The sequence below is a fragment of the Streptomyces sp. NPDC059875 genome, from assembly GCF_042731085.1.
In the GTDB taxonomy this organism is placed as follows: Bacteria; Actinomycetota; Actinomycetes; order Streptomycetales; family Streptomycetaceae; genus Streptomyces.
This window is the reverse complement of sequence record NZ_JBHWJZ010000036.1, coordinates 35,605-59,706: the sequence shown is the minus strand read 5'-3', so window position 1 is coordinate 59,706 and position 24,102 is coordinate 35,605. Positions and strand designations below refer to the sequence as shown.

General features: G+C 71.2%; 17 protein-coding genes and 1 pseudogene. All 18 read left to right on the top strand.

The window, feature by feature from the left end:
- Positions 1 to 134: 134 nt before the first annotated feature.
- The 18 genes and pseudogenes from ACFV9D_RS32375 to galE all read left to right on the top strand — a co-directional run bounded on the left by ACFV9D_RS32375 (position 135) and on the right by galE (position 24,083).
- Positions 135 to 1,652 carry a bifunctional folylpolyglutamate synthase/dihydrofolate synthase gene (locus tag ACFV9D_RS32375; RefSeq protein WP_385154213.1) on the top strand — a complete coding sequence of 506 codons (1,518 nt, stop codon included), beginning with the start codon at positions 135 to 137 and terminating at the stop codon, positions 1,650 to 1,652.
- Between the two features lie 5 nt (positions 1,653 to 1,657).
- A complete protein-coding gene (locus tag ACFV9D_RS32370) occupies positions 1,658 to 2,011 on the top strand; it encodes a DUF4233 domain-containing protein (protein ID WP_385154211.1) in 354 nt (117 codons plus the stop codon).
- A 91-nt stretch (positions 2,012 to 2,102) separates the two neighbouring features.
- Positions 2,103 to 2,516 carry a nucleoside-diphosphate kinase gene (gene ndk / locus ACFV9D_RS32365; RefSeq protein ID WP_385154208.1) on the top strand — a complete coding sequence of 138 codons (414 nt, stop codon included), beginning with the start codon at positions 2,103 to 2,105 and terminating at the stop codon, positions 2,514 to 2,516.
- A gap of 281 nt (positions 2,517 to 2,797) precedes the next feature.
- A complete protein-coding gene (locus ACFV9D_RS32360; RefSeq protein ID WP_017239313.1) occupies positions 2,798 to 3,817 on the top strand; it encodes a rod shape-determining protein in 1,020 nt (339 codons plus the stop codon).
- A 135-nt stretch (positions 3,818 to 3,952) separates the two neighbouring features.
- A complete protein-coding gene (gene mreC / locus ACFV9D_RS32355; RefSeq protein WP_385154205.1) occupies positions 3,953 to 4,978 on the top strand; it encodes a rod shape-determining protein MreC in 1,026 nt (341 codons plus the stop codon).
- Positions 4,979 to 4,981: 3 nt separating this feature from the next.
- Entirely contained in the window at positions 4,982 to 5,647 is a 666-nt protein-coding gene (mreD, locus tag ACFV9D_RS32350; RefSeq protein WP_385154202.1) for a rod shape-determining protein MreD, read from the top strand.
- A 32-nt stretch (positions 5,648 to 5,679) separates the two neighbouring features.
- A complete protein-coding gene (gene mrdA / locus ACFV9D_RS32345; protein WP_385154199.1) occupies positions 5,680 to 7,869 on the top strand; it encodes a penicillin-binding protein 2 in 2,190 nt (729 codons plus the stop codon).
- 4 nt (positions 7,870 to 7,873) lie between these two features.
- On the top strand, positions 7,874 to 9,070 hold the full coding sequence (rodA, locus tag ACFV9D_RS32340; RefSeq protein ID WP_385154196.1) for a rod shape-determining protein RodA: 1,197 nt from the start codon (positions 7,874 to 7,876) through the stop codon (positions 9,068 to 9,070).
- Between the two features lie 42 nt (positions 9,071 to 9,112).
- The gene (locus ACFV9D_RS32335) at positions 9,113 to 10,630 is read left to right on the top strand and encodes a CHAD domain-containing protein (protein WP_385154193.1); all 1,518 of its coding nucleotides are present in this window, start codon (positions 9,113 to 9,115) and stop codon (positions 10,628 to 10,630) included.
- 50 nt (positions 10,631 to 10,680) lie between these two features.
- A complete protein-coding gene (locus ACFV9D_RS32330) occupies positions 10,681 to 12,609 on the top strand; it encodes a TIGR03960 family B12-binding radical SAM protein (RefSeq protein WP_385154190.1) in 1,929 nt (642 codons plus the stop codon).
- 94 nt (positions 12,610 to 12,703) lie between these two features.
- On the top strand, positions 12,704 to 13,897 hold the full coding sequence (locus ACFV9D_RS32325) for a hypothetical protein (protein ID WP_385154230.1): 1,194 nt from the start codon (positions 12,704 to 12,706) through the stop codon (positions 13,895 to 13,897).
- Between the two features lie 123 nt (positions 13,898 to 14,020).
- Positions 14,021 to 14,812 carry a TIGR03936 family radical SAM-associated protein gene (locus ACFV9D_RS32320; RefSeq protein ID WP_385154187.1) on the top strand — a complete coding sequence of 264 codons (792 nt, stop codon included), beginning with the start codon at positions 14,021 to 14,023 and terminating at the stop codon, positions 14,810 to 14,812.
- Between the two features lie 234 nt (positions 14,813 to 15,046).
- Positions 15,047 to 17,773: pseudogene (locus ACFV9D_RS32315) on the top strand (Rne/Rng family ribonuclease); the annotation flags it as partial.
- 1,230 nt (positions 17,774 to 19,003) lie between these two features.
- Positions 19,004 to 19,324, top strand: coding sequence for a 50S ribosomal protein L21 (rplU, locus tag ACFV9D_RS32310; RefSeq protein ID WP_114036861.1), 321 nt, complete (start codon positions 19,004 to 19,006; stop codon positions 19,322 to 19,324).
- A 14-nt stretch (positions 19,325 to 19,338) separates the two neighbouring features.
- The gene (rpmA, locus tag ACFV9D_RS32305; protein ID WP_003990207.1) at positions 19,339 to 19,593 is read left to right on the top strand and encodes a 50S ribosomal protein L27; all 255 of its coding nucleotides are present in this window, start codon (positions 19,339 to 19,341) and stop codon (positions 19,591 to 19,593) included.
- 115 nt (positions 19,594 to 19,708) lie between these two features.
- On the top strand, positions 19,709 to 21,148 hold the full coding sequence (gene obgE / locus ACFV9D_RS32300; RefSeq protein WP_385154182.1) for a GTPase ObgE: 1,440 nt from the start codon (positions 19,709 to 19,711) through the stop codon (positions 21,146 to 21,148).
- A 302-nt stretch (positions 21,149 to 21,450) separates the two neighbouring features.
- On the top strand, positions 21,451 to 23,076 hold the full coding sequence (locus ACFV9D_RS32295; RefSeq protein ID WP_385154179.1) for a glycosyltransferase family 2 protein: 1,626 nt from the start codon (positions 21,451 to 21,453) through the stop codon (positions 23,074 to 23,076).
- Between the two features lie 20 nt (positions 23,077 to 23,096).
- Positions 23,097 to 24,083, top strand: coding sequence for a UDP-glucose 4-epimerase GalE (gene galE / locus ACFV9D_RS32290; protein WP_385154176.1), 987 nt, complete (start codon positions 23,097 to 23,099; stop codon positions 24,081 to 24,083).
- Positions 24,084 to 24,102 lie beyond the last annotated feature (19 nt).

Here is a 24,102-nt window from a genome sequence, read left to right as displayed (position 1 = left end):
CGCCACCCGGCGGCTCCACGCGCGCGTGGAGCATGATCGCCACATCTGCCGGGCCGGTTCGGCGGACGGTGGGGCGAAAGTCCCGAAAGGGGTGGGTCCATGGTCCTGTCGGTGCCCCTCCGTAGACTGGGTCCGTGAGTGAGCCCCGCGACCAGTTCGACGCGTCCGACCCGTCCGACCAGTTCGACGACATCGTCGCCGAAGAGACCGACCGCGACCCCGACCTGGCGGTGATCGAGGCCGGCAGTCGCACCCTGCGCGCGCAGGCCGGTCCGCCCCAGGGCGACCCCGTGCCCGCCCGGCCCGCCGACCCGGAGGTCGACAAGGCGCTGCGCGAGGTGGAGACCGAGCTGGCGACCCGCTGGGGGGAGACCAAGCTGGAGCCCTCGGTGACGCGGATCGCGGCGCTGATGGACGTCCTCGGCGAGCCCCAGCGCGCGTACCCCTCGATCCACATCACGGGCACGAACGGCAAGACGTCCACGGCCCGCATCGTCGAGGCCCTGCTCACCGCGTTCGACCTGCGCACCGGGCGGTACACCTCGCCGCACGTGCAGACGATCACCGAGCGGATCAGCCTGGACGGCGCTCCGATCTCCGCCGAGCGGTTCATCGAGACGTACCAGGACGTCAAGCCGTACGTCGAGCTGGTCGACTCCCGCGAGGAGTTCCGGCTCTCCTTCTTCGAGGTCCTCACCGGAATGGCGTACGCGGCCTTCGCCGACGCCCCGGTGGACGTGGCGGTCGTCGAGGTCGGCATGGGAGGTACCTGGGACGCGACCAACGTCATCGATGCCCAGGTCGCCGTCGTCACCCCGATCGATCTCGACCACACCGACCGTCTCGGCGAGACGCCCGGCGAGATCGCCGGCGAGAAGTCCGGGATCATCAAGCAGGGCGCGACGGTGATCCTGGCCCAGCAGCCGGTGGACGCCGCCCAGGTCATGCTGAAGAAGGCCGTCGAGGTCGACGCGACGGTGGCCCGCGAGGGCATGGAGTTCGGCGTGGTCTCCCGCGAGATCGCGGTCGGCGGCCAGCTGCTCACCCTGCGCGGGCTCGGCGGCGAGTACGAGGGCGTCTTCCTGCCGCTGTACGGCGCGCACCAGGCGCACAACGCGGCGGTCGCCCTCGCGGCGGTCGAGGCGTTCTTCGGCATCGGCGCGGAGCACGCCCGCACGCTGGACATCGACACGATCCGCCGCGCCTTCGCCTCGGTGGCCTCCCCGGGCCGCCTGGAGGTCGTCCGCAGCTCCCCGACGGTGATCCTGGACGCGGCGCACAACCCGCACGGCGCGCGGGCGACGGCCGACGGCATCAGCGAGTCGTTCGGCTTCTCGCGGCTCATCGGCGTGGTCTCCACCAGCTCCGACAAGGACGCCAAGGGCCTGCTCGAGGCCTTCGAGCCGATCTTCGCGGAGATCGTCGTCACGGCGAACTCCAGCCCGCGCGCGACGGACGTGGACACGCTCGCGGCGATCGCCGTGGAGGTCTTCGGCGACGACCGGGTGGTCGTCGAGCCGCGGCTGGACGACGCCATCGAGGCGGCGATCACGCTGGCGGAGGAAGAGGACGAGTACGCGGGCGCGGGCGTCCTGGTGACCGGTTCGATCTTCACGGTCGGCGACGCCCGGCTGCTCCTCGGAAGGCGCTGAATCCGATGCGTACGCTCTGTGCCTCGACGCTGATCGGCGAGTTCTTCGTGATCGGGTTCGCCGGGCTCGTCGCCATGAAGGACGACAGCCTGTCGATGGCCACGGTCTGGTGGGTCTGCGGCATCGCCATGCTGGTGTCGGTGCTGCTGTGCGGGATGATCACCCGCCCGGGCGGGCTCCAGCTCGGCTGGGCGCTGCAGATCGCCCTCGTCGCGAGCGGGTTCGTGGTGCCGATGATGTTCTTCCTGGGCGCGACCTTCGCCGCCCTGTGGTGGGCCTCGATCCACTACGGCCGCATCATCGACGCGGCGAAGGCCCGCTGGGCCGCGCAGGCCGAGGCGGAGCCGGAGGCGGGGTAGCTCCCTGCAGGGCTTGACGCTGCGTAATCGACAGCGGTGAGCGCCCTGTAGCCTCTGAATCCCGCACCCCGCATGTGAAGGAGTCTCTACCGTGAGCCAGCGCACGCTCGTCCTGCTCAAGCCCGACGCCGTCCGCCGTGGCCTGATCGGCGAGATCATCGGCCGTATCGAGCGCAAGGCGGGCTGGACCATCTCCGCGCTCGAACTGCGTGAGCTGAGCCAGGACACGCTGGAGCAGCACTACGGCGAGCACAAGGGCAAGCCCTTCTACGAGCCGCTCATGGGCTTCATGCAGTCCGGCCCCGTCGTCGCCCTGGTCGTCGACGGCGAGCGCGTCATCGAGGGTCTGCGGACCCTCGCCGGCCCGACCGACCCGATCGCCGCCGCCCCCGGCTCCATCCGCGGGGACTTCGGCACCATCGTCCGGGAGAACCTCATCCACGCCTCGGACTCCGAGGAGTCCGCCATTCGGGAACTGAAGATTTTCTTCCCCGGCCTGGCGTGACCGGGGGCTGACCCGCTGTCAGCCATCCACCGCAACCACCTGGGGCGACCGAAGGAATTTCGGTCGCCCCCAGGCATATGAACGCTTTGACCGGGAACGCATCGCAGCGTCCTACCGTCACCTATACAGAGGTGGACCGCCGCGCGGTATCCGGGTGGGCGGCACTACGATGGAAAACTCCACGCCGCAGCACCGGAAACACCACCTCGCCGACCTGAGAAGCCGTCAACGCTCCAATTGGGAAGGCCCGACGCATCCTCATGGGAAACAAGGGGAACTCAATGTCGTTCATCGGCCGTGACATGGCTGTCGACCTCGGGACCGCCAACACGCTGGTGTACGTCAGGGGTCGAGGCATCGTTCTGAACGAGCCGTCCGTCGTCGCGATCAACACCAACACCGGCGGCATCCTCGCGGTCGGCGCCGAGGCGAAGAAGATGATCGGCCGGACACCCGGCAACATCGTCGCCGTCCGGCCACTGAAGGACGGTGTGATCGCCGACTTCGAGATCACCGAGCGCATGCTCCGCTACTTCATCCTCAAGATCCACAAGCGCCGCTACCTGGCCCGCCCCCGGGTCGTCGTGTGTGTGCCCTCCGGTATCACCGGAGTGGAGCGCCGCGCCGTCATCGAGGCGTCCACCCAGGCCGGCGCCCGACAGGTGCACATCATCGAGGAGCCCATGGCCGCGGCCATCGGCTCGGGCCTCCCGGTTCACGAGGCGACCGGCAACATGGTCGTCGACATCGGCGGTGGCACCACCGAGGTCGCCGTGATCTCGCTGGGCGGAATCGTCACGGCACAGTCCATCCGCGTCGCCGGCGACGAGCTCGACAACGCGATCATCCAGCACATCAAGAAGGAGTACTCGCTCCTCCTCGGCGAGCGCACCGCCGAGCAGATCAAGATCACCATCGGCTCGGCGTACGACCTCGACAAGGACGAGCACACCGAGATCCGCGGCCGTGACCTCGTCTCCGGTCTGCCCAAGACCGTGGTCATCTCGGCCGCCGAGGTCCGCAAGGCCATCGAGGAGCCGGTCAACGCGATCGTCGACGCCGTGAAGACGACGCTCGACAAGTGCCCGCCCGAGCTCTCCGGTGACGTGATGGACCGCGGCATCGTTCTCACGGGTGGTGGCGCCCTGTTGCGCGGCCTGGACGAGCGGCTGCGCCGCGAGACCGGGATGCCGATCCACATCGCCGAGGATCCGCTGGACTCGGTGGCGCTGGGCTCCGGCAAGTGCGTGGAGGAGTTCGAGGCCCTTCAGCAGGTCCTCGACGCGCAGCCCCGCCGATAACGGATCGAGGACGAATCGGCTGTACGGGTGGCAAGAACCCCCGTACAGCCGATCGTTGATATAACGGCAAAAACCGGCAAACGGTAAGAACCGCACAGAACAACCGAACCAAGAGGAAAGGCACGGCCGCCGCACGTGAGGGACACACGAGAGAGCCGGCTGCTCCTGGTACTGCTGGTCGCCATCGCGTTCGCACTGATCACGGTGGACATCCGCGGCGGCGAGGAGTCACCCGTCGACGGTGCCCGGCAGGCAGCCGCCGCGGTCTTCGGCCCGGTCGAGAACGGCGTCGCGGCAGCCGTCGATCCCATCGGCAACGCCATAGGAGCCGTACGCGACTCCGGCGAGCGGCACACCCGGATCGCCGCGCTGGAGCGCGAGAACGCCGCCCTCAAGGCGAAGCTCGGCAGCGACGACCGCAATCGCAGCCGCGTCCGCGAGCTCGACACCCTGCTCAAGACGGCCGGCGCCGGCCAGTACGGCATCAAGGGCGCCGAGGTCATCGCCATAGGAGCGGCCCAGGGCTTCTCCTGGACCGTCACCATCGACGCCGGTGCCAACGACGGCATCGAGCGGGACATGACGGTACTGAACGGCTCCGGCCTCGTCGGCCGCGTGACCACCGTCGGGCCCTCCACCTCGACCGTCCTCCTCGCCAGCGACCCCGACTTCACCGTCGGCACCCGCATGGAGAACTCGGACGAACTCGGCTTCGCCACCGGCCAGGGCAACGGGCCGCTCCTCGTCCAGCTCCTCAACGGCAAGGCGAAGGTCAAGCCCGGCGACCGGCTCGTCACCTTCGGCTCGCAGGCGAACAAGCCCTTCGTGCCCGGCGTCCCGGTCGGCGAGGTCGTCCGCGTCGACCCGCTGGGCGGCGGCCTCACCCGCAACATCTACGTCCGCCCGTACGTCGGCTTCTCCAAGCTCGACATCGTCGGCGTCGTCGTCCAGGCACCGCGCACCAACCCCCGCGACACGGTCCTGCCGCCCAAGCCCAAGCCCGCACCGACCGTTACCGTCACGGTCACCCCACCGCCACCGGACGGCGAGCAGGCCGGACAGCAGACGGAGCAGGGTGAGCAGTCCGCACGGAAGCCGGAGCAGGGCCAGAAACCCGAGGACGAGCAGCAGGCCGACGGACAGAACCAGCAGGGGGAGTAGTCCATGAAGTTCAACCGGATCCTCCTCTCCGCCACCCTCGTGGTGGTGGCCATGGTCATCCAGGTCTCCGTCCTCGCCCGCCTCCAGCTCCCCGGCGCCGTACCCGACCTCGTCCTGCTGACCGTCCTCGGCCTCGCGCTCGTGTACGGGCCGGTCAGCGGCTCCCTCATCGGCTTCGGGGCCGGCCTCCTCGCCGACCTCGCCCCGCCCGCCGACCACGCCGCAGGGCGCTACGCCCTGGTCCTCTGCGTCATCGGCTATCTCGCCGGTCTCGCCCGCCCGGAGAACGGCAAGCTGAAGTCCGCCACCGGCCCGATGGCCGTGGTCGTCGCCGCCGCGATCGGCACCACCCTGCTGTACGCGGGCGTCGGCGCCCTCGTCGGCGACACCGCCGCCCGCCACGTCGGCCTCGGCTTCCTGCTGTTCACCGCGGCCGTCTACGACCTGCTCCTCGCGCCCTTCACCGTGCCGCTGATCATGGCTCTGGCCAGGCGTGCCGAGAACGACCCGCTCGCCGACGCCGGCGGAGGCGGCACCGACGTCGCCTCCGGCTGGCTCTCCTCCGGCACCGGCCTGCGGATCGGCAGCCAGCGCGGCGGACTGCGCGTCAAGGCGGCCCGTACCAGAGCGTCACGTGCCGGACGCATCAAGGGAGTCAAGCGACTGTGACCGAGCGACCGTAGCCAGGGGGCACCGGCAGTATGAGCAACATCCCGGAGACCGGGCGGACACCCAGGGTCCAGATCCGGCTCGTCGTCATCCAGATCCTCGTCTTCTCCCTCCTGCTCACCCTCGGCGGACGCCTCTGGTACCTCCAGATCCGCAACGGCAAGGAGTACACCGACGAGGCCAAGAGCAACCACGTCCAGCGGGTCGTCCAGCCCGCCGTCCGCGGCTCCATCCTCGACGCTCGCGGGGTCCCCCTCGCCGACAACGAGACCCGCCTCGTGGTCTCCGCGTCCCGCACCGACCTGATGAAGATGAAGGACGACGGCAAGGCCGTCCTCACCCGTCTCGCCGGCGTCCTGGGCATGAAGCCCAAGGACGTCATGGACAAGGTCCGGCTCTGCGACTCCGAGACCCCGCAGCCCTGCTGGAACGGTTCCCCCTACCAGCCGATCCCGATCACCGACGAGGCCACCACACAGCAGGCCCTGCGGATCCGGGAGAGCACCGAGGACTTCCCCGGCATCACTGCCGAACTCGCCGCCGTACGCCGCTACGCCGCACCCGGCAACGCCCGTACCGCGCAGGTGCTCGGCTACCTCTCGCCGGTCACCGACGAGGAGATCCAGAAGGCCAAGGAGACCGACTCGCCGCATCTGCGCTCCGACCAGGTCGGCCGTTCGGGCCTGGAGCGCACGTACGACAAGCAGCTGCGCGGCAAGGCGGGCGTCACCTCGTACGAGGTCGACAAGCTCGGCCGCGTCATGGGCCAGACCGAGTCCGACCCGGGCGTGCCCGGCTCCAACGTCGTCACCAGCATCGACGCCCGGGTCCAGGCCGTCGCCGAGTACGAGCTCCACCAGGCGATGAAGACCGTCCGGGGGGAGACCGACAAGATCACCGGGCGCAAGTACGAGGCCGACGCGGGCGCCGTCGTCGTCATGGAGTCCAAGACCGGCCGCGTCGTCGCGATGGCCTCCCAGCCCGACTACGACCCCAACGCCTGGATCGGCGGCATCTCCGCCAAGGACTACGCGCAGCTCACCGACAAGAACTCCAACTACCCGCTGCTCAACCGGGCCATCCAGGGCCAGGCGCCCGCCGGCTCCGTCTTCAAGGTGGTGTCGGCGAGCGCGGCCGTGCGCGCCGGCTACGACTTCAACGACCGCTACAACTGCAGCAGCTCCTACAGCATGGGCGGCCGGAGCTTTGCGAACTTCGAGTCCCAGGGCCACGGCCCCATCACCCTCGGCGACGCGCTCAAGTTCTCCTGCAACACCGTCTTCTACCGTCTCGGCCACCAGGAGTGGCAGCGCGACGGCGGCCTCAGCCCCAAGAAGGACGCCAACGACTGGTTCTACCGCACCGCCCACGACTTCGGATTCGGCTCCGAGACGAGCATCGACCTGCCGAACGAGGTCAAGGGCCGCATCCCGGACCGTCAGTGGAAGAAGAGCTTCTGGGAGGCGAACAAGGACGCCTGGTGCAAGCAGGGCAAGAAAGGCGGCACCTACGTCGAGCAGATCGCCTATGAGAGCTGCCTCGAAGGCAACCAGCTGAAGGCCTTCGACAGCATCAACTTCGCCATCGGCCAGGGCGACGTCCTCATCACCCCCATCCAGTTGGCCACCGCCTACAGCGCCATCAGCAACGGCGGCACGCTTTTCAACCCCACCATCGGCAAGGCCGTGATCAGCCCCGACGGCAAGAAGGTCGAGGAGATCAAGCCCAAGCCCCACGGCAAGCTCCCGGTCGACGCCCAGACGATCAGCGACATCGACAAGGGCCTGCGCTCCGTCGTCGAGCCCGGCGGCACGGCCGCCTGGCGCTTCGGCGGCTGGCCGCAGGACAAGATCCCGATGCATGCCAAGACCGGTACCGCCCAGGTCTACGGCAAGCAGACCACCTCCTGGTTCGCGACCTACACCGACGACTACACGATCGTCATGACGATCTCCCAGGGTGGTACGGGCTCCGGCGCCTCCGGCCCCGCCGTGCGCAACATCTACGACGCCCTCTACGGCCTCGACGACGCGGGCAACCAGGACCTCAAGCGCGCTCTGCTGCCCCAGCCGCAGCAGACGCTGCCGAAGGTCCAGGCGGACGGCTCCATCGACGCCCCGGAGGTCAAGCCGTACGACCCCGACTCGCAGCTGGTCGACCCGGACAAGCAGGGCGACGGACAGCAGCCGCTCGCGGGCTCGCCCGCCTGGCAGAGGGACTGAACCGATGACACCTCACGGCTTCTCCGTCTCCCGGTACGCCCCCGAGCGCGGCACGCTGGCCAAGCTCGCCGCCCGCGACTCGGTGCTGCGCCGGCTCGACTGGCCGATGCTGCTCTCCGCGCTCGCCCTGTCCTTCCTCGGCGCGCTGCTCGTCTGGTCCGCCACCCGCGGCCGCACCGAGCTCAACGGCGGCGACCCGTACGCGTTCCTGTTCCGGCACTCGCTCAACACCGGCATCGGGCTCGCCCTGATGATCGGCACGATCTGGCTCGGCCACCGCACCCTGCGCGGCGCGGTGCCGATCCTCTACGGCATCTCGATCCTGCTGATCCTCGCGGTCCTCACCCCGCTCGGCGCGACCATCAACGGCGCCCACGCGTGGATCGTCATCGGCGGCGGGTTCTCGCTCCAGCCCAGCGAGTTCGTCAAGATCACGATCATCCTGATCATGGCGGTGCTGCTGGCCGCCAAGGTCGACGCGGGCGACCAGGTGCACCCCGACCACCGGACCGTCGCCAAGGCGCTGGCCCTCGCCGCCCTGCCCATGGCGATCGTCATGCTGATGCCGGACCTCGGCTCGGTCATGGTGATGGCGGTCATCGTCCTCGGCGTACTGCTCGCCTCCGGCGCCTCCAACCGATGGGTCCTCGGGCTCATCGGCGCGGGGGCCGTCGGCGCCGCCCTCGTCGCCGCGCTCGGAGTGCTCGACGAGTACCAGATCAACCGCTTCGCCGCCTTCGCCAACCCCGAGCTCGACCCGGCAGGTGTCGGCTACAACACCAACCAGGCGCGCATCGCGATCGGCTCCGGCGGCCTGTACGGCGCGGGACTCTTCAACGGCCACCAGACCAGCGGCCAGTTCGTGCCCGAACAGCAGACCGACTTCATCTTCAGCGTCGCGGGCGAGGAGCTCGGCTTCCTCGGCGGCGGACTGATCATCGCGCTCGTCGGCGTGATCCTGTGGCGTGCCTGCCGGATCGCCCGCGAGACCACGGAGCTGTACGGCACGATCGTCGCCGCCGGGATCATCGCCTGGTTCGCCTTCCAGTCCTTCGAGAACATCGGGATGACGCTCGGGATCATGCCGGTGGCGGGCCTCCCGCTGCCGTTCGTCTCGTACGGCGGTTCGTCGATGTTCGCGGTGTGGGTGGCGATCGGACTGCTCCAGTCGATCAGGGTGCAGCGGCCGATGACAGCCTGACGTCCTCTGCCCTTCCGTTCACTTCCCGTCTAGATTCGATTCATGGCGGAGACGAAGCGCGAGATCGAGCGGAAGTACGAAGCCACGGGCCGGACGGAGCTGCCGGACCTGACGCGGGCGGCCGGGGTCGCGTCCGTACGGGACCGGGGAGTCGCCGAACTCGACGCGGTGTACTACGACACACCCGGCCTGCGGCTGGCCGCCGACTCGCTCACCCTGCGCCGTCGCACGGGCGGCGAGGACGCGGGCTGGCACCTCAAGTTCCCGGTCGCGTCCGGGATCCGCGACGAGATCAGGGCCCCGCTCGCCGACACGCTCCCGACATCCCTGGCGAAGCTCCTGCGCTCCCGCGTCCGCGACGAGGACGTCGTCCCCGTCGTCCGCCTCCGCTCCTCCCGGAACGTCCAGCACCTCGTGGACGAGGCGGGCGCGCTCCTGGCGGAGGTGTCGGTGGACGCGGTCCACGCCGAGCGCCTTCCGAAGGGCCCCGACACCTCCTGGACCGAGATCGAGGTCGAACTGGCGGACGACGCGGACCCCGCCGTCCTCGACGCGGTCGAGAAGCGCCTGAAGAAGGCGGGCATCCGCCCGTCGTCGTCCCCCTCGAAACTGTCCAGGGCCCTCGACGAGACGGGCGGCGGCGGAGCCCCGGAACCCGTCGCCCCGCCGGGTGACGACACCGCCGGCGGCCGCGTCCTCGCCTACGTACGGGAGCAGGTCGACGCGATCGTCGCCCTCGACCCCGCCGTCCGCCGCGACCTCCCCGACTCCGTCCACCAGATGCGCGTCGCCACTCGCCGCCTCCGCAGCGCGTTCAAGACGTACCGCAAGGTCCTCGACCGCACCGTCACCGACCCCGTCGGCGAGGAACTCAAATGGCTCGCCGGCGAACTCGGCGTCGCCCGCGACCAAGAGGTGCTCCTCGCCCGGCTGACCGACCGGATCGACGCGCTGCCCCGCACCCTCGTCCTCGGCCCCGTCCGCTCCCGGCTCCGCATCTGGAACGCAGCCCACGGCGGGGGAGCCCGGCGCACCGCCCTCGCCGCACTCGACTCCGCGCGCCACCTCGCGCTCCTGGCCACCCTGGACGCACTGCTCGCCGACCCGCCCCTCCTGAAGGCCGCCGCGAAGGACGCGGCACCGGTCCTCGCCCAGGCCGTCCTCAAGGACCACGACCGCCTCGCCGGCCGCGTCGACCACGCCCTCGCCCTGCCCTCGGGACACGACCGCGACCTCGCGATGCACGAGGCCCGCAAGGCGGCCAAGCGCGCCCGCTACGCGGCGGAGGCCGCCACCCCGACCCTCGGCAAGCCCGCCAAGCGCCTCGCGAAACGGGTGAAGGCCGTCCAGACCGTCCTCGGCGACCACCAGGACAGCGTCGTCGCCCGCGACGCTCTGCGCACCCTCGCCATCCAGGCCCACGCGGCGGGGGAGTCCGCGTTCACCTGGGGACTTCTGTACGGCCAGGAGGAAGCGGCCGGAGCGGCCGGGGAGCGCGCGTTCCCCAAGGCCTGGGCCAAGGCGTCGGCCCCGAAATCGAGGGCGAAACTGAGCCACTGAGCACCGGGTACGCTTGAGAGTCGCCCCCTGCCAGCTCACGAAGGTTCGAGATGTCTGCTGCCGAGTCTGTCTTCCCGCAGCTCGAAGCTCTGCTCCCGCACGTGCAGAAGCCGATTCAGTACGTCGGTGGAGAGCTGAACTCCACGGTCAAGCCGTGGGAGTCCGCCGACGTCCGCTGGGCGCTCATGTACCCGGACGCGTACGAGGTCGGTCTGCCCAACCAGGGCGTCATGATCCTCTACGAGGTACTGAACGAGCGCGAGGGCGTCCTCGCCGAGCGCACGTACAGCGTGTGGCCGGACCTCGAGGAGCTGATGCGCGAGCACGGCGTCCCGCAGTTCACGGTCGACAGCCACCGTCCCGTCGGCGCGTTCGACGTCTTCGGCCTGAGCTTCTCCACCGAGCTCGGCTACACCAACATGCTCACGGCCCTCGACCTGGCGGGCATCCCGCTGGAGTCGAAGGACCGCACCGTCGACCACCCGATCGTGCTCGCCGGCGGCCACGCGGCCTTCAACCCCGAGCCGATCGCGGACTTCATCGACGCGGCGATCATCGGCGACGGCGAGCAGGCCGTCCTCGACATGACCGAGATCATCCGGGGCTGGAAGGCCGAGGGCCGCCCCGGCGGCCGCGAGGAGGTCCTCCTCCGGCTCGCCAAGACCGGCTCGGTCTACATCCCGGGCTTCTACGACGTCGAGTACCTGGCCGACGGCCGGATCGCCCGCGTCGTGCCCAACCGCTCCGGCGTGCCGTGGCGCGTGTCCAAGCACACCGTCATGGACCTCGACGAGTGGCCCTACCCCAAGCAGCCGCTGGTCCCGCTTGCCGAGACGGTCCACGAGCGGATGTCCGTCGAGATCTTCCGCGGCTGTACCCGCGGCTGCCGTTTCTGCCAGGCCGGCATGATCACGCGCCCCGTGCGGGAGCGAAGCATCACCGGCATCGGCGAGATGGTCGAGAAGGGTCTCAAGGCGACCGGCTTCGAGGAGGTCGGCCTCCTCTCGCTGTCCTCCGCGGACCACACCGAGATCGGTGACATCGCGAAGGGCCTGGCGGACCGCTACACCGAGGACAAGATCGGCCTGTCGCTGCCGTCGACCCGCGTGGACGCCTTCAACGTCGACCTGGCCAACGAGCTGACCCGCAACGGCCGTCGCTCCGGTCTGACCTTCGCCCCCGAGGGCGGCTCCGAGCGCATGCGCAAGGTCATCAACAAGATGGTCTCGGAGGAGGACCTGATCCGTACGGTCGCGACGGCCTACGGAAACGGCTGGCGCCAGGTCAAGCTGTACTTCATGTGCGGTCTGCCCACCGAGACCGACGAGGACGTCCTCCAGATCGGTGACATGGCGGTCAACGTCATCGCCAAGGGCCGTGAGGTCTCCGGGCAGAACGACATCCGCTGCACGGTCTCCATCGGCGGCTTCGTCCCGAAGCCCCACACCCCCTTCCAGTGGGCCCCGCAGCTGTCGGCGGAGGAGACGGACGCGCGCCTGGAGAAGCTCCGGGACAAGATCCGCGGCGACAAGAAGTACGGCCGCTCGATCGGCTTCCGCTACCACGACGGCAAGCCCGGCATCGTCGAGGGCCTGCTCTCGCGCGGCGACCGGCGGATCGGCGCCGTCATCCGCGCGGTGTACGAGGACGGCGGCCGCTTCGACGGCTGGCGCGAGCACTTCTCGTACGACCGCTGGATGCAGTGCGCCGACAAGACGCTGCCGCAGATGGGCGTCGACGTCGACTGGTACACCACGCGCGAGCGCACCTACGAGGAGGTCCTGCCCTGGGACCACCTGGACTCCGGTCTCGACAAGGACTGGCTCTGGGAGGACTGGCAGGACGCGCTGGACGAGACCGAGGTCGAGGACTGCCGCTGGACGCCGTGCTTCGACTGCGGCGTGTGCCCGCAGATGGACACCCACATCCAGATCGGCCCGACGGGCAAGAAGCTGCTGCCGCTGACGGTCGTCAAGTAGCCCGTCGAGTAGCCCATTGGCGGTAACACTCCGGCGACGGCCCGGTGCGAGGGGAAACCCTCCGCCGGGCCGTCGCGTCATGTACGGCATGAGCATGGAGAAACCCCAGCACCGCCCGGCCGAGCCCGAGGGCTGCCTGACGGCCTTCGTCAGGATTCCGGTACGCATCGTGGTGCTGCTGGTCGTCGTCCCCGTCCGGATGGTGTGGGACGCGCTGGTGGTCTGCGCCCGAGCCGTCGACCGGGTCCTGCTCCGGCCGGCCGGCCGCGCGCTGGCCTGGCTGGGCAGGGCCCTCTTCGTCCGGCCGTGGGTCTGGCTGTGGCGGCGGGTGGTGGTGCCGGTCGTCCACTACGTGCTCGTGGTGCCCGCCGTGTGGCTGTACCGGCAGGTCCTGACTCCGCTGGGCCACGGGCTGGTCCGACTCTTCACATGGCTCGCCAAGGCCCTGTTCGTCTGGCCGTGGGTCGCGCTGTGGCGGTACGTGCTCGTCCCGGTCGCCCGCTACGGGATCGGCGTGCCCGCCGTCTGGGCGTACCGGTGGATCCTCGCACCGCTCGGCGCCGGCGTCGGCTTCCTGGTTCTCGGGCTGTGGCGGTACCTCGTCGTCCCGGTCGCCCGCTACGGGATCGCGCTTCCCCTCGTCTGGCTGTACACACGGATCCTCACCCCGATCGGACACGGTCTGAGCTGGGCGCTCACCGGCCTCGGCCGAGGCCTGGCCTGGCTCTTCACCGGGATCGGCCGCGCTCTCGCCTGGCTCGGCAAGGCGCTCTTCTTCTGGCCCTGGGTCGCGCTGTGGCGGTACGTGCTCGTGCCCGTCGTCCGGTACGGGATCGTCGTCCCCCTCGGATGGCTCTGGCGGCGCGTCCTCGCGCCCCTCGGCCGGGAGATCGCCGACGCGATCCAGGTCTGCTGGCGGGTCGCCGGGTACATCTCCCGGGCCGTCGGCCGGGCACTCAAGTGGGTGGCCTGGAACCTGGTCGGGCGGCCCGTCACCTGGTTCTACCGCGGCGTCTGCACCCCCGTCGGGCACTGGGTCCGCGACCAGATCTGGGCACCGGCCCGGAGGGCGGCCGTCGAGGCGGGGCGGGCCGCCCGGGGCGCGCTCGCCGCCGCGCGCGCGACCGTACGGCAGGCCCGCCGCGACGCCTGGCACGCCCTGGTCGGTGGACCCCGGGTGACCGAGCCTGTGGAACCGGTGGTGGCCTCTACGCGTACTCTGGGTAGTACAACAACCGCCTCCGGCGCGGCGCCCGCCCCCGAGATCTCCCTGCGAAAGCGGGGGTGAGCCGGCCGGGACCCCCAGAGGCCACCCGCATTTCGTGGGCGGCGCGCCACCGCGCCCGCCCCGCACCGAGGAGAAGAACCACTGGGCAAGCGACAGCCCGAAGGCCCGCCGCCCGCACCGGCGGTGCAGCGCATCCGACTGCGCTACACCAAGCGCGGCCGCCTCCGGTTCACCAGCCACCGTGACTTCCAGCGCGCCTTCGAGCGTGCGCTGCGCCGAGCCGAGGTGCCCATGGCGTACTCGGCCGGTTTCACCCCGCACCCCAAGGTGTCGTACGCCAACGCCGCCCCCACGGGTACGGGCTCCGAGGCAGAGTTCCTGGAGATCGCGCTCACCGAGGCGCGGGATCCGGAGACGCTGCGGGCCCTGCTCGACGAGTCGCTCCCGGACGGCCTCGACATCACCGATGCCGTCGAGGCCCGGACCTCGGGACTCGCCGACCGGCTCACCGCCTCCGTGTGGGAGCTGCGGCTCGACGGCGTCACCGTCGAGGACGCCGAGAAGGCCGTCGCGGCCTTCCTCGCGGCCGAGACCGTGGAAGTACAACGCAAGACGAAGAACGGCATCCGCACCTTCGACGCCCGCTCGGCCGTCGCCGACCTCGTCGCGGAGCATCCCCAGGCACGTCCACAGCCTGATAGGCCGCTGGACAATGCCTGTGCGATACTGCGGCTGGTTGTTCGGCACGTGACACCTGCCGTGCGACCCGACGACGTCCTGTCCGGTCTCCGAGCTGTGGCCGACCTGGCGCCGCCGGTCCCCGCAGCGGTGACCAGGCTGGCGCAGGGGCTCTTCGACGAGGAGTCCGGCACGGTGACCGACCCGCTCGCGCCCGACCGCGAGGCAGTCACGGCCGCTCCACCCACGGCCGCCGCGACCGCCTCAGCGACGGCGCCGGGTGCCGGTACCGCGTAGGGAGCGGTCGTTGTAGCGCAGCCCTGGTACTCGGGAGCCACCTGGGTCGGGCAGCGCACTGACCAGGAGACTTTCGCCAGGCCGTACGCAGAACGCGTACGGAACCGGCGAGCCAGACATCAGCTCCCGTGCGGCGCCCGCGCCCCGGACGGCGGCACCGCGCATTTCGCGCGATCGTGCCGCCGGACCGGAACAAGGCGCGGCGCCCGGGGGCGTGACGGGAGAACCGCCCGCATGCTCGAGCAGCACGAAGAAAACACGGACAACAACAACGCACCTGGTGACAAGCTGCCGCCGCGCCGCAGGCGCCGCGCCGCCTCCCGCCCCGCCGGTCCGCCGGTGACGGCGGAGGTCACCGAGACCGCGGCCGAGGTCGTCGTGGAGACGCCGGCCGCCACGCCGGAGCCCGCCGAGGAGCCCGCACCCGCGCGTACGCGCCGCCGTGCGACCCGTAAGGTCGCCGCCCCCGAGCCGGTCGCGGAGACCGAGGTCGCGCCGGTGGTCGAAGAGGCTCCCGTCGAGGAATCCGCCCCGGCTCGCACGCGTCGCCGCGCGACCCGTAAGGCCACCACCCCGGAGCCGGTCGTCGAGGCCGAGACCGTCGAGGTCGTGGAGGAGGCCCCTGTCGAGGAGCCCGCCCCGGCTCGTACGCGTCGCCGTGCGACCCGTAAGGCCACCACCCCGGAGCCGGTCGTCGAGACCGAGACCGAGGCCGCGGCCGCGCCGGTGGTCAAGGAGGCCCCCGTCGAGGAGCCCGCCGCCCCCGCGCGCACCCGTCGCCGCGCCACCCGTAAGGCCACCTCCCCCGAGGTCACCGTCCCGGCGGCCGGCGAGAGCCTCCCGCAGGAGACCGTCGCGCAGATCACCGCCGAGGAGACCGAGCCCGAGGTCGCCGCAGCCGAGAAGGCCGCCACTCGTGGCCGCACCCGCCGCCGCGCCACCTCGCCGCAGTTCACCGCCGAGCCGGTCGCCGCCCCGAAGGCCGAGGAGGAGACCCCCCGCGGCCGCCGCGCCGCGCGTCCCGCCGTCGCCGTCTTCCAGGCCCCGGTCTTCACCGAGCCGATGTTCCAGACCCCGGAGACCGCGGCCGCCATGGCTGCCGCCGAGGCCGTGGAGCCGGAGGAGGAAGAGGAGGAGACGGCCGAGACCGCCGAAGCGGTCGAGACGGTCGAGCGCCCCGAGCCCGCCGGTCGCCGTCGTCGCCGCCGTCGCGGCGAGCCCGCCCCCGAGCCGGTCGCCGTCGAGCCGGTCCCGGCCACCGTCGCCGACGAGCCCGAGGTCGAGGCCGAGGAGCCCGAGGCGGAGGCCGAGGAGTCCGACGAGTACGAGGACCGTCCGTCCCGCCGTCGCCGCCGTGGCGGCCGACGCCGCCGTCGCGGCGAGCTCGCCGAGGCGGAGGAGACCGAGGAGAGCGAAGAGGCGGAGGAGGCCCGCGCCGAGGACGAGGAGTCCGAGGAGGAGGGCGAGGAGTCCGACGAGTACGAGGGCACGCCGTCCGCCGCCGGCACCAGCAGCTCCCGCCGTCGTCGCCGTCGTCGCCGCCGCAGCGGTGACGCGTCCGCCGACACCGAGGGCGGTGCCGAGGAGGACGGCGTCCGTACGGTCGTCAAGGTCCGCGAGCCCCGCCCGGCCCGCGAGAAGGCCGAGCCGTCCGACGAGGTCCAGTCCATCAAGGGCTCGACCCGCCTCGAGGCGAAGAAGCAGCGCCGCCGCGAGGGCCGCGAGCAGGGCCGCCGCCGCGTCCCGATCATCACCGAGGCCGAGTTCCTGGCCCGTCGTGAGGCCGTCGAGCGCGTCATGGTCGTCCGCCAGAACGGCGAGCGCACCCAGATCGGCGTCATGGAAGACAACGTGCTCGTCGAGCACTACGTCAACAAGGAGCAGGCCACCTCGTACGTCGGCAACGTCTACCTGGGCAAGGTCCAGAACGTGCTGCCGTCGATGGAGGCCGCCTTCGTCGACATCGGCAAGGGCCGCAACGCCGTCCTGTACGCCGGTGAGGTCAACTTCGAGGCGCTCGGCATGGCCAACGGGCCGCGCCGCATCGAGACCGCCCTCAAGTCCGGCCAGTCGGTCCTCGTCCAGGTGACGAAGGACCCGATCGGCCACAAGGGCGCCCGTCTGACCAGCCAGGTCTCCCTGCCGGGCCGTTACCTCGTGTACGTCCCCGAGGGCTCGATGACCGGCATCAGCCGCAAGCTCCCGGACACCGAGCGCGCCCGTCTGAAGACCATCCTCAAGAAGATCGTCCCCGAGGACGCGGGCGTCATCGTGCGCACCGCCGCCGAGGGCGCGAGCGAGGACGAGCTGCGCCGCGACGTCGAGCGTCTGCAGGCGCAGTGGGAGGACATCCAGAAGAAGGCGAAGAACGGCAACGCTCCGACCCTTCTCTACGGCGAGCCGGACATGACCGTCCGCGTCGTCCGCGACATCTTCAACGAGGACTTCTCGAAGGTCATCGTCAGCGGCGACGACGCGTGGGAGACCATCCACGGGTACGTGAACCACGTCGCCCCGGACCTGACCGACCGCCTGTCGAAGTGGACGAGCGAGGTCGACGTCTTCGCGACGTACCGGATCGACGAGCAGCTGATGAAGGCGCTGGACCGCAAGGTCTGGCTGCCGAGCGGTGGCTCGCTGGTGATCGACAAGACCGAGGCGATGATCGTCGTCGACGTCAACACCGGCAAGTTCACCGGTCAGGGCGGCAACCTCGAAGAGACCGTGACGAGGAACAACCTCGAAGCGGCCGAGGAGATCGTGCGCCAGCTGCGCCTGCGCGACCTGGGCGGCATCGTCGTCATCGACTTCATCGACATGGTCCTGGAGTCCAACCGCGACCTGGTGCTGCGCCGCCTCCTGGAGTGCCTGGGCCGTGACCGGACCAAGCACCAGGTGGCCGAGGTCACCTCGCTGGGTCTGGTCCAGATGACCCGTAAGCGGGTCGGCCAGGGTCTGCTGGAGTCCTTCTCCGAGACCTGTGTCCACTGCAACGGGCGCGGCGTGATCGTGCACATGGAGCAGCCGACCGCTCCGGGCGGCGGTGGCGGCGGCAAGCGCGCGAAGAAGCGCGGCCGTGGCGGTGCCGAGCAGCACGAGCACGAGCACGTCGAGGTCGTGGAGACGGAGGCCGAGACCGAGACGGTCGAGACCGAGGCCGAGGTGGCCGCGGAGATCGCCGCCCCGGTGGCCGTGGAGGAGCCCTTCCGCGCCGACGAGGAGCTGTACAGCAGCGCCGCCGAGGCCGAGGCCGCCGCGACCCGTGGTCGTGGCCGCCGTCGGGCGACCCGCAAGGTGTCCGCGCCGGCCGGTCCTCCGGTCGCCGCGGCCCCCGCCCCGGTCGTGGTCGAGGAGCCGGAGCCCGTCGTCGAGCCCGAGCCCGTCGTCGAGGCCCCGGTCGTCGAGGAGGCCGCCCCGGCCCCCCGTACGCGCCGCCGTGCCACGCGCAAGGCGACGGCCCCGGCCGGTTCGCCGGCCGCCGCGGAGCCGGTCGTCGAGCCGGTCGCCGCCCCGGAGCCGGTCGTCGAGCCCGAGCCCGAGCCGGTCGTCGAGGAGGCCCCCGTGGCCGCCCCGCCGAGGGCCCGTCGCCGGGTCGTCCGCAAGGTGACCGCCCCCGCCGGATCGCCCGCGGGCGCCGAGGAGGCCGCCGTCGTGGTGGTCGAGACCCCGGCCCCCGTCGAGGCGCCCGCCGCGGAGGCCGAGCCGGAGGCCGAGGCTCCCGCCCCGGCCAAGAAGACGGCCGCCCGCAAGACGGCCAAGAAGGCCACCGCGAAGAAGGCCGCCACCAAGAAGACGGCGACGGCCAAGAAGACCGCGGCGAAGAAGACGACTGCGAAGAAGGCGGCCACCAAGAAGACGGCCGCCCCCGCGCAGGACTGAGGTTGCCGCCGGGGGGGGGCCGCGCCGCCGCGGGGCCGCACCCCCCCCCGGGGGGCCTCCCGGGCGGGGGGCCCGCGCGGCCCCCTCCGGACGGCCCGCACCGCCGCAGAGGTGAAGTCACCGAATTTGACCCCTTGCGGCACCGGCCCGTAACCTTGACCGTCGGCGTGTCGTATGACCCGCCTAACCCCTGAGCACCCTCCTCCCGGTCTGCCGGGAGAGGCCGCTCGTCCACTTCCGGATCACCGCAGGCTTCGGCCCGTGTGAGCGGCTGGCATCAGGGGTCCGTTCCCGAGTGAGAGAGAGATCCGCGTGTACGCCATCGTGCGCAGCGGTGGTCGCCAGCACAAGGTTGCTGTCGGCGACATCGTTGAGGTTGACAAGATTTCCACTGCCAAGGTTGGCGACACCGTAGAGCTCTCTACGCTGCTCGTTGTCGACGGCGACGCCGTGACCAGCGACCCGTGGGTGCTGGCCGGTATCAAGGTCACGGCCGAGGTCGTGGACCACCACAAGGGCGCGAAGATCGACATCCTTCGCTACAAGAACAAGACCGGCTACCGCCGTCGCCAGGGCCACCGCCAGCAGTACACGGCGATCAAGGTCACCGGCATCCCCACGGCTGCGAAGTAAGGGACTGAGGAGAGATGGCACACAAGAAGGGCGCATCGTCCACTCGGAACGGTCGCGATTCCAACGCTCAGCGGCTCGGCGTGAAGCGCTTCGGCGGTCAGGTCGTCAACGCCGGTGAGATCCTGGTCCGCCAGCGCGGCACCCACTTCCACCCGGGCGCGGGCGTCGGCCGCGGCGGCGACGACACGCTGTTCGCCCTCGAGGCCGGTTCGGTGCAGTTCGGCACCCACCGTGGCCGCAAGGTCGTGAACATCGTTCCGGTCGCCTGATCGGTTCTTTTGCGGAGGCGGACCTCACTTCCCGGCAGGGAAGCGGGTCCGCCTTTCGCGTGTTACTAGATAGACATTCCACCCCGTAGTACCCCTTGTAATTGGAGGCACAACCATGACCACCTTCGTGGACCGCGTCGAGCTGCATGTCGCCGCGGGTAACGGAGGCCACGGCTGCGCCTCCGTTCACCGGGAGAAGTTCAAGCCGCTCGGCGGCCCCGACGGCGGCAACGGCGGCCGTGGCGGCGATGTGATCCTGGTCGTCGACCAGGCCATCACTACACTCCTCGAATACCACCACTCGCCGCACCGCAAGGCGACCAACGGTCAGCCCGGCGCCGGCGACAACCGCTCCGGCAAGGACGGCCAGGACCTCGTCCTGACCGTGCCCGACGGCACCGTCGTCCTCGACAAGCAGGGCAACGTGCTCGCCGACCTGGTCGGCGAGGGCACCACCTTCATCGCGGGCCAGGGCGGCCGCGGCGGCCTCGGCAACGCCGCGCTGTCCTCCGCCCGCCGCAAGGCCCCGGGCTTCGCGCTGCTCGGCGAGCCGGGCGAGGCGCGGGACATCGTCCTGGAGCTGAAGACCGTCGCCGACGTGGCGCTGGTGGGCTACCCGAGCGCCGGCAAGTCCTCGCTCATCTCCGTCCTGTCGGCCGCCAAGCCGAAGATCGCGGACTACCCGTTCACCACGCTCGTACCGAACCTGGGCGTCGTCACCGCCGGCTCGACGGTCTACACGATCGCCGACGTGCCGGGTCTGATCCCCGGCGCCAGCCAGGGCCGCGGCCTGGGCCTGGAGTTCCTGCGCCACGTGGAGCGCTGCTCGGTCCTCGTGCACGTCCTCGACACGGCGACGCTGGAGTCCGACCGCGACCCGGTCACCGACCTCGATGTCATCGAGGAGGAGCTGAAGCAGTACGGCGGCCTCGACGACCGCCCCCGCATCGTCGTCCTCAACAAGATCGACATCCCGGACGGCCAGGACCTGGCGGACATGATCCGCCCGGACCTGGAGGCCCGCGGCTACCAGGTCTTCGAGGCCTCGGCCGTGGCCCGTACGGGTCTGAAGGAGCTGTCCTTCGCGCTGGCCGACATCGTCGCCAAGGCGCGCGCGGCCAAGCCGAAGGAGGAGTCGACGCGGATCGTCCTCCGCCCGAAGGCGGTCGACGACGCCGGCTTCACCGTCGTCTACGACGAGGCCGAGGACGTGTACCGGGTGCGCGGCGAGAAGCCGGAGCGCTGGGTCCGCCAGACCGACTTCAACAACGACGAGGCCGTCGGCTACCTGGCCGACCGCCTCAACCGCCTCGGCGTCGAGGACGCGCTGATGAAGGCGGGCGCCCGCGCGGGCGACGGCGTCGCGATCGGCTCCGAGGACAACGCGGTCGTCTTCGACTGGGAGCCCACGATGATGGCCGGCGCCGAGATGCTCGGCCGCCGAGGCGAGGACCACCGCCTCGAAGCCCCGCGCCCGGCCGCCCAGCGCCGCCGCGACCGCGAGGCGGAGCGCGACGACGCGCAGCGCGAGTTCGACGAGTTCAACCCGTTCTAGGTAGTGGCGGTGCGCCGGGGTCGACGGACGGAGTCCGGCGCAGTCGTCCGAAGCCGGTGAGGCCCCCTGGGGCCGATCCGTGCGAGGGCGGCCATAGGGGTGGGCCCGCGAGGCGGAGCGCGACGACGTGCAGCGCGAGTTCGACGAGTTCAACCCGTTCTAGGTAGTGGCGGTGCGCCGGGGTCGACGGACGCCCGCCGCGAAGCGGCTGATGTCACGCGGCGCAGTCGTCCGAAGGTCGTGGGTGAAGGTCCTGGGAGCGGCCGGTCGGCGACGGCGGCCGCTCCCGTAGGATCTTCGGTGTGAGTAGCGCCCCCCCACCTACGCTCGAAGGCACACTCGGTGTCGTGGTCATCGCCTACAACGACGAGGCGCTGGTCGGCGACGCGATCCGGTCCGCTCTCGACCAGGGACCCGTGGTCGCGGAGGTCGTGGCCGTCAACGACGCATCGAGCGACGGTACGGCGAGAGTCCTGGACGAGCTGGCCGCGCTCCACCCCCGGGTGCGCGTCGTGCACCGCACGGAGAACAGCGGCGGCTGCGGCACCCCCCGCAACGACGGGGTCCAGGCGGCCACCGCCCCCTACGTGATGTTCCTGGACAGCGACGACGTCCTCCCCGAGGGCGCCGCCGAGGCCCTGGTCACGGCGGCCGAGCGGCACCGGACCCCCGTCGCGGTCGGCGTCTGCGTGCGGCGCGAGCTGCCCGAGGGCCGCGATGTGAGCTGGCAGCCCGGGCTCTACCAGGAGCCGGCCCTTCTCGAGAGCGCCGCGGACCTCACGCCGCTGGTCCACGACACGCTCTGCGTCAACAAGATCTACGCCCGGGCCTTCCTCGCCGAGCACGACATCCGGTTCCCCGACGGCCGTTTCGTCTACGAGGACTTCCTCTTCACCGCCCGTGTCCTGGCCGCCGCGCCGCGCGTCGCGGTGATCCCCGACACGGTGTACGTGTGGCACGTGCGCCGCGCCGCCGAGCAGCTGTCGATCTCCCTGGACCGGGAGGGCGTCGGCAACTGGCAGGCCCGTATCGCCGCCCACCGCAAGGCCGTGGAGACGTTCACGGAGGCCGGCCGCACCGAACTCGCCGCCGCCTGCCGCACCAAGTTCCTCGAACACGATCTGCGCCTGTACGCCCGCGAGTTGAGGCTGCGCGACGCCGAATACCAAGCCGATTGGTGGGCGGCGACGCGGGACCACATCGGGGCGTTCCAGGAGAGCGAGATCGCCGCCGCCGCCGCGCCCGCCCGCTGGGCGGCCCGGTTCGTGCTGGCGTCCAAGGAGCCGCGGGACCTGCTCCGGCTGGCCCGGCTGGCCGCCGAGCCGGCCCGTCTGCTCCCGCCGTACACGCGGAGCGAGGACGTCGCCGTCTGGTCCCTGGACCTCCCCGGCGCGGAGCTGGACGGCATGGACACGCTGCCCCTCGCCGAGCTCCCGGTGGTCGTCGACGCCGGTCTGCAGACCGGCGGGGGCGGCGAGCTGCGCCTCACGGTCCGTGATCTGTACGGCAGGCTGCGTGCGGCCGGCCCCCGCACGGTCGAGGTCGCGTTCCTGCCCCGGGGCTCCGAGGAGCCCGCCCACACCGAGCGGGCCGAGCTCGCCGAGGGAGAGGGCGGCTGGACCGCCCGCGTCCCGGCCGGTCTCACCGCGCTGGCCAGGGCCGGCCGCTCCGGGGGAAGCCGCGGCATACAGCTGTGGGACATCCGCGCCACCGTGACCTGTGCGGACGGCGGGTCCGTCGCGACGGCGCTCCGGCTGCCGGAGGGGTGCCAGCGGCGTTCGGTCGTGCCGAGCAGCCGGTACGGTGTATTGCTGGTGCAGCAGTACACGACGGCCGGCGGGTCGCTCGCGTTGCGGCTGGCACCAGGAGCCCGTGACGGGCTCCGGGCGGTGAGGGCCAGGCTCCGTCGGCTCTCCCGCAGTTCCTAGCGAAAGGGATGTGGGGCGTAATGACTTACCTGATCACCGGAGGGGCCGGGTACATCGGCTCGCACGTGGTCCGCGCCATGACGCAGGCGGGTGAGCGGGTCGTCGTCCTCGACGACCTGTCGACCGGCTATGCGCAGCGGATCCCGGAGGGCGTGCCCCTGGTGGTCGGTTCGACGCTGGACCGCGAGGTCCTGGACCGGACCATCGCCGAGCACGGCGTCACGGGTGTGGTCCACCTGGCGGCGAAGAAGCAGGTCGGCGAGTCCGTCGAGCAGCCGCTGCACTACTACCGCGAGAACGTCCAGGGCCTGACCGTGCTCCTGGAGGCGGTGGCCGCGGCCGGCGTGCGCAACTTCCTCTTCTCCTCCTCGGCCGCCGTCTACGGCATGCCGGACGTGGACCTCGTCACCGAGGACACGCCGTGCCTGCCGATGAGCCCGTACGGCGAGACGAAGCTCGCCGGCGAGTGGCTGGTCCGCGCCGCCGGCAAGGCGCACGGCATCTCCACGGCCTGCCTGCGCTACTTCAACGTGGCCGGCGCCGCGACCCCCGAGCTGGCCGACACGGGTGTCTTCAACCTGGTCCCGATGGTCTTCGAGCGGCTCGACGCCGACGAGGCCCCGCGGATCTTCGGTGACGACTACGCCACCCCCGACGGCACGTGCGTCCGCGACTACATCCACGTCGAGGACCTCGCCGACGCCCACCTCGTCGCCGCCCGGAAGCTCGCGGAGTGGGCGGACGCCGGCGAGCCGCGCGATCTGACCGTCAACATCGGCCGCGGTGAGGGCGTCTCCGTCCGCGAGATGATCGACCTGATCAACGAGATCACCGGCCACTCGGTCGCCCCCGCCGTCACCCCGCGCCGCCCCGGCGACCCGGCCCGGGTCGTCGCCGCCGCGGACCGTATCGCCTCGGAGCTGGGCTGGAAGGCCCGTCACGAGGTCCGCGACATGATCAGCTCGGCGTGGGCCGGCTGGGTCGCCCGTCGTGGCGTGTCCGCCTGACGCCTGCCACCCGAACGCA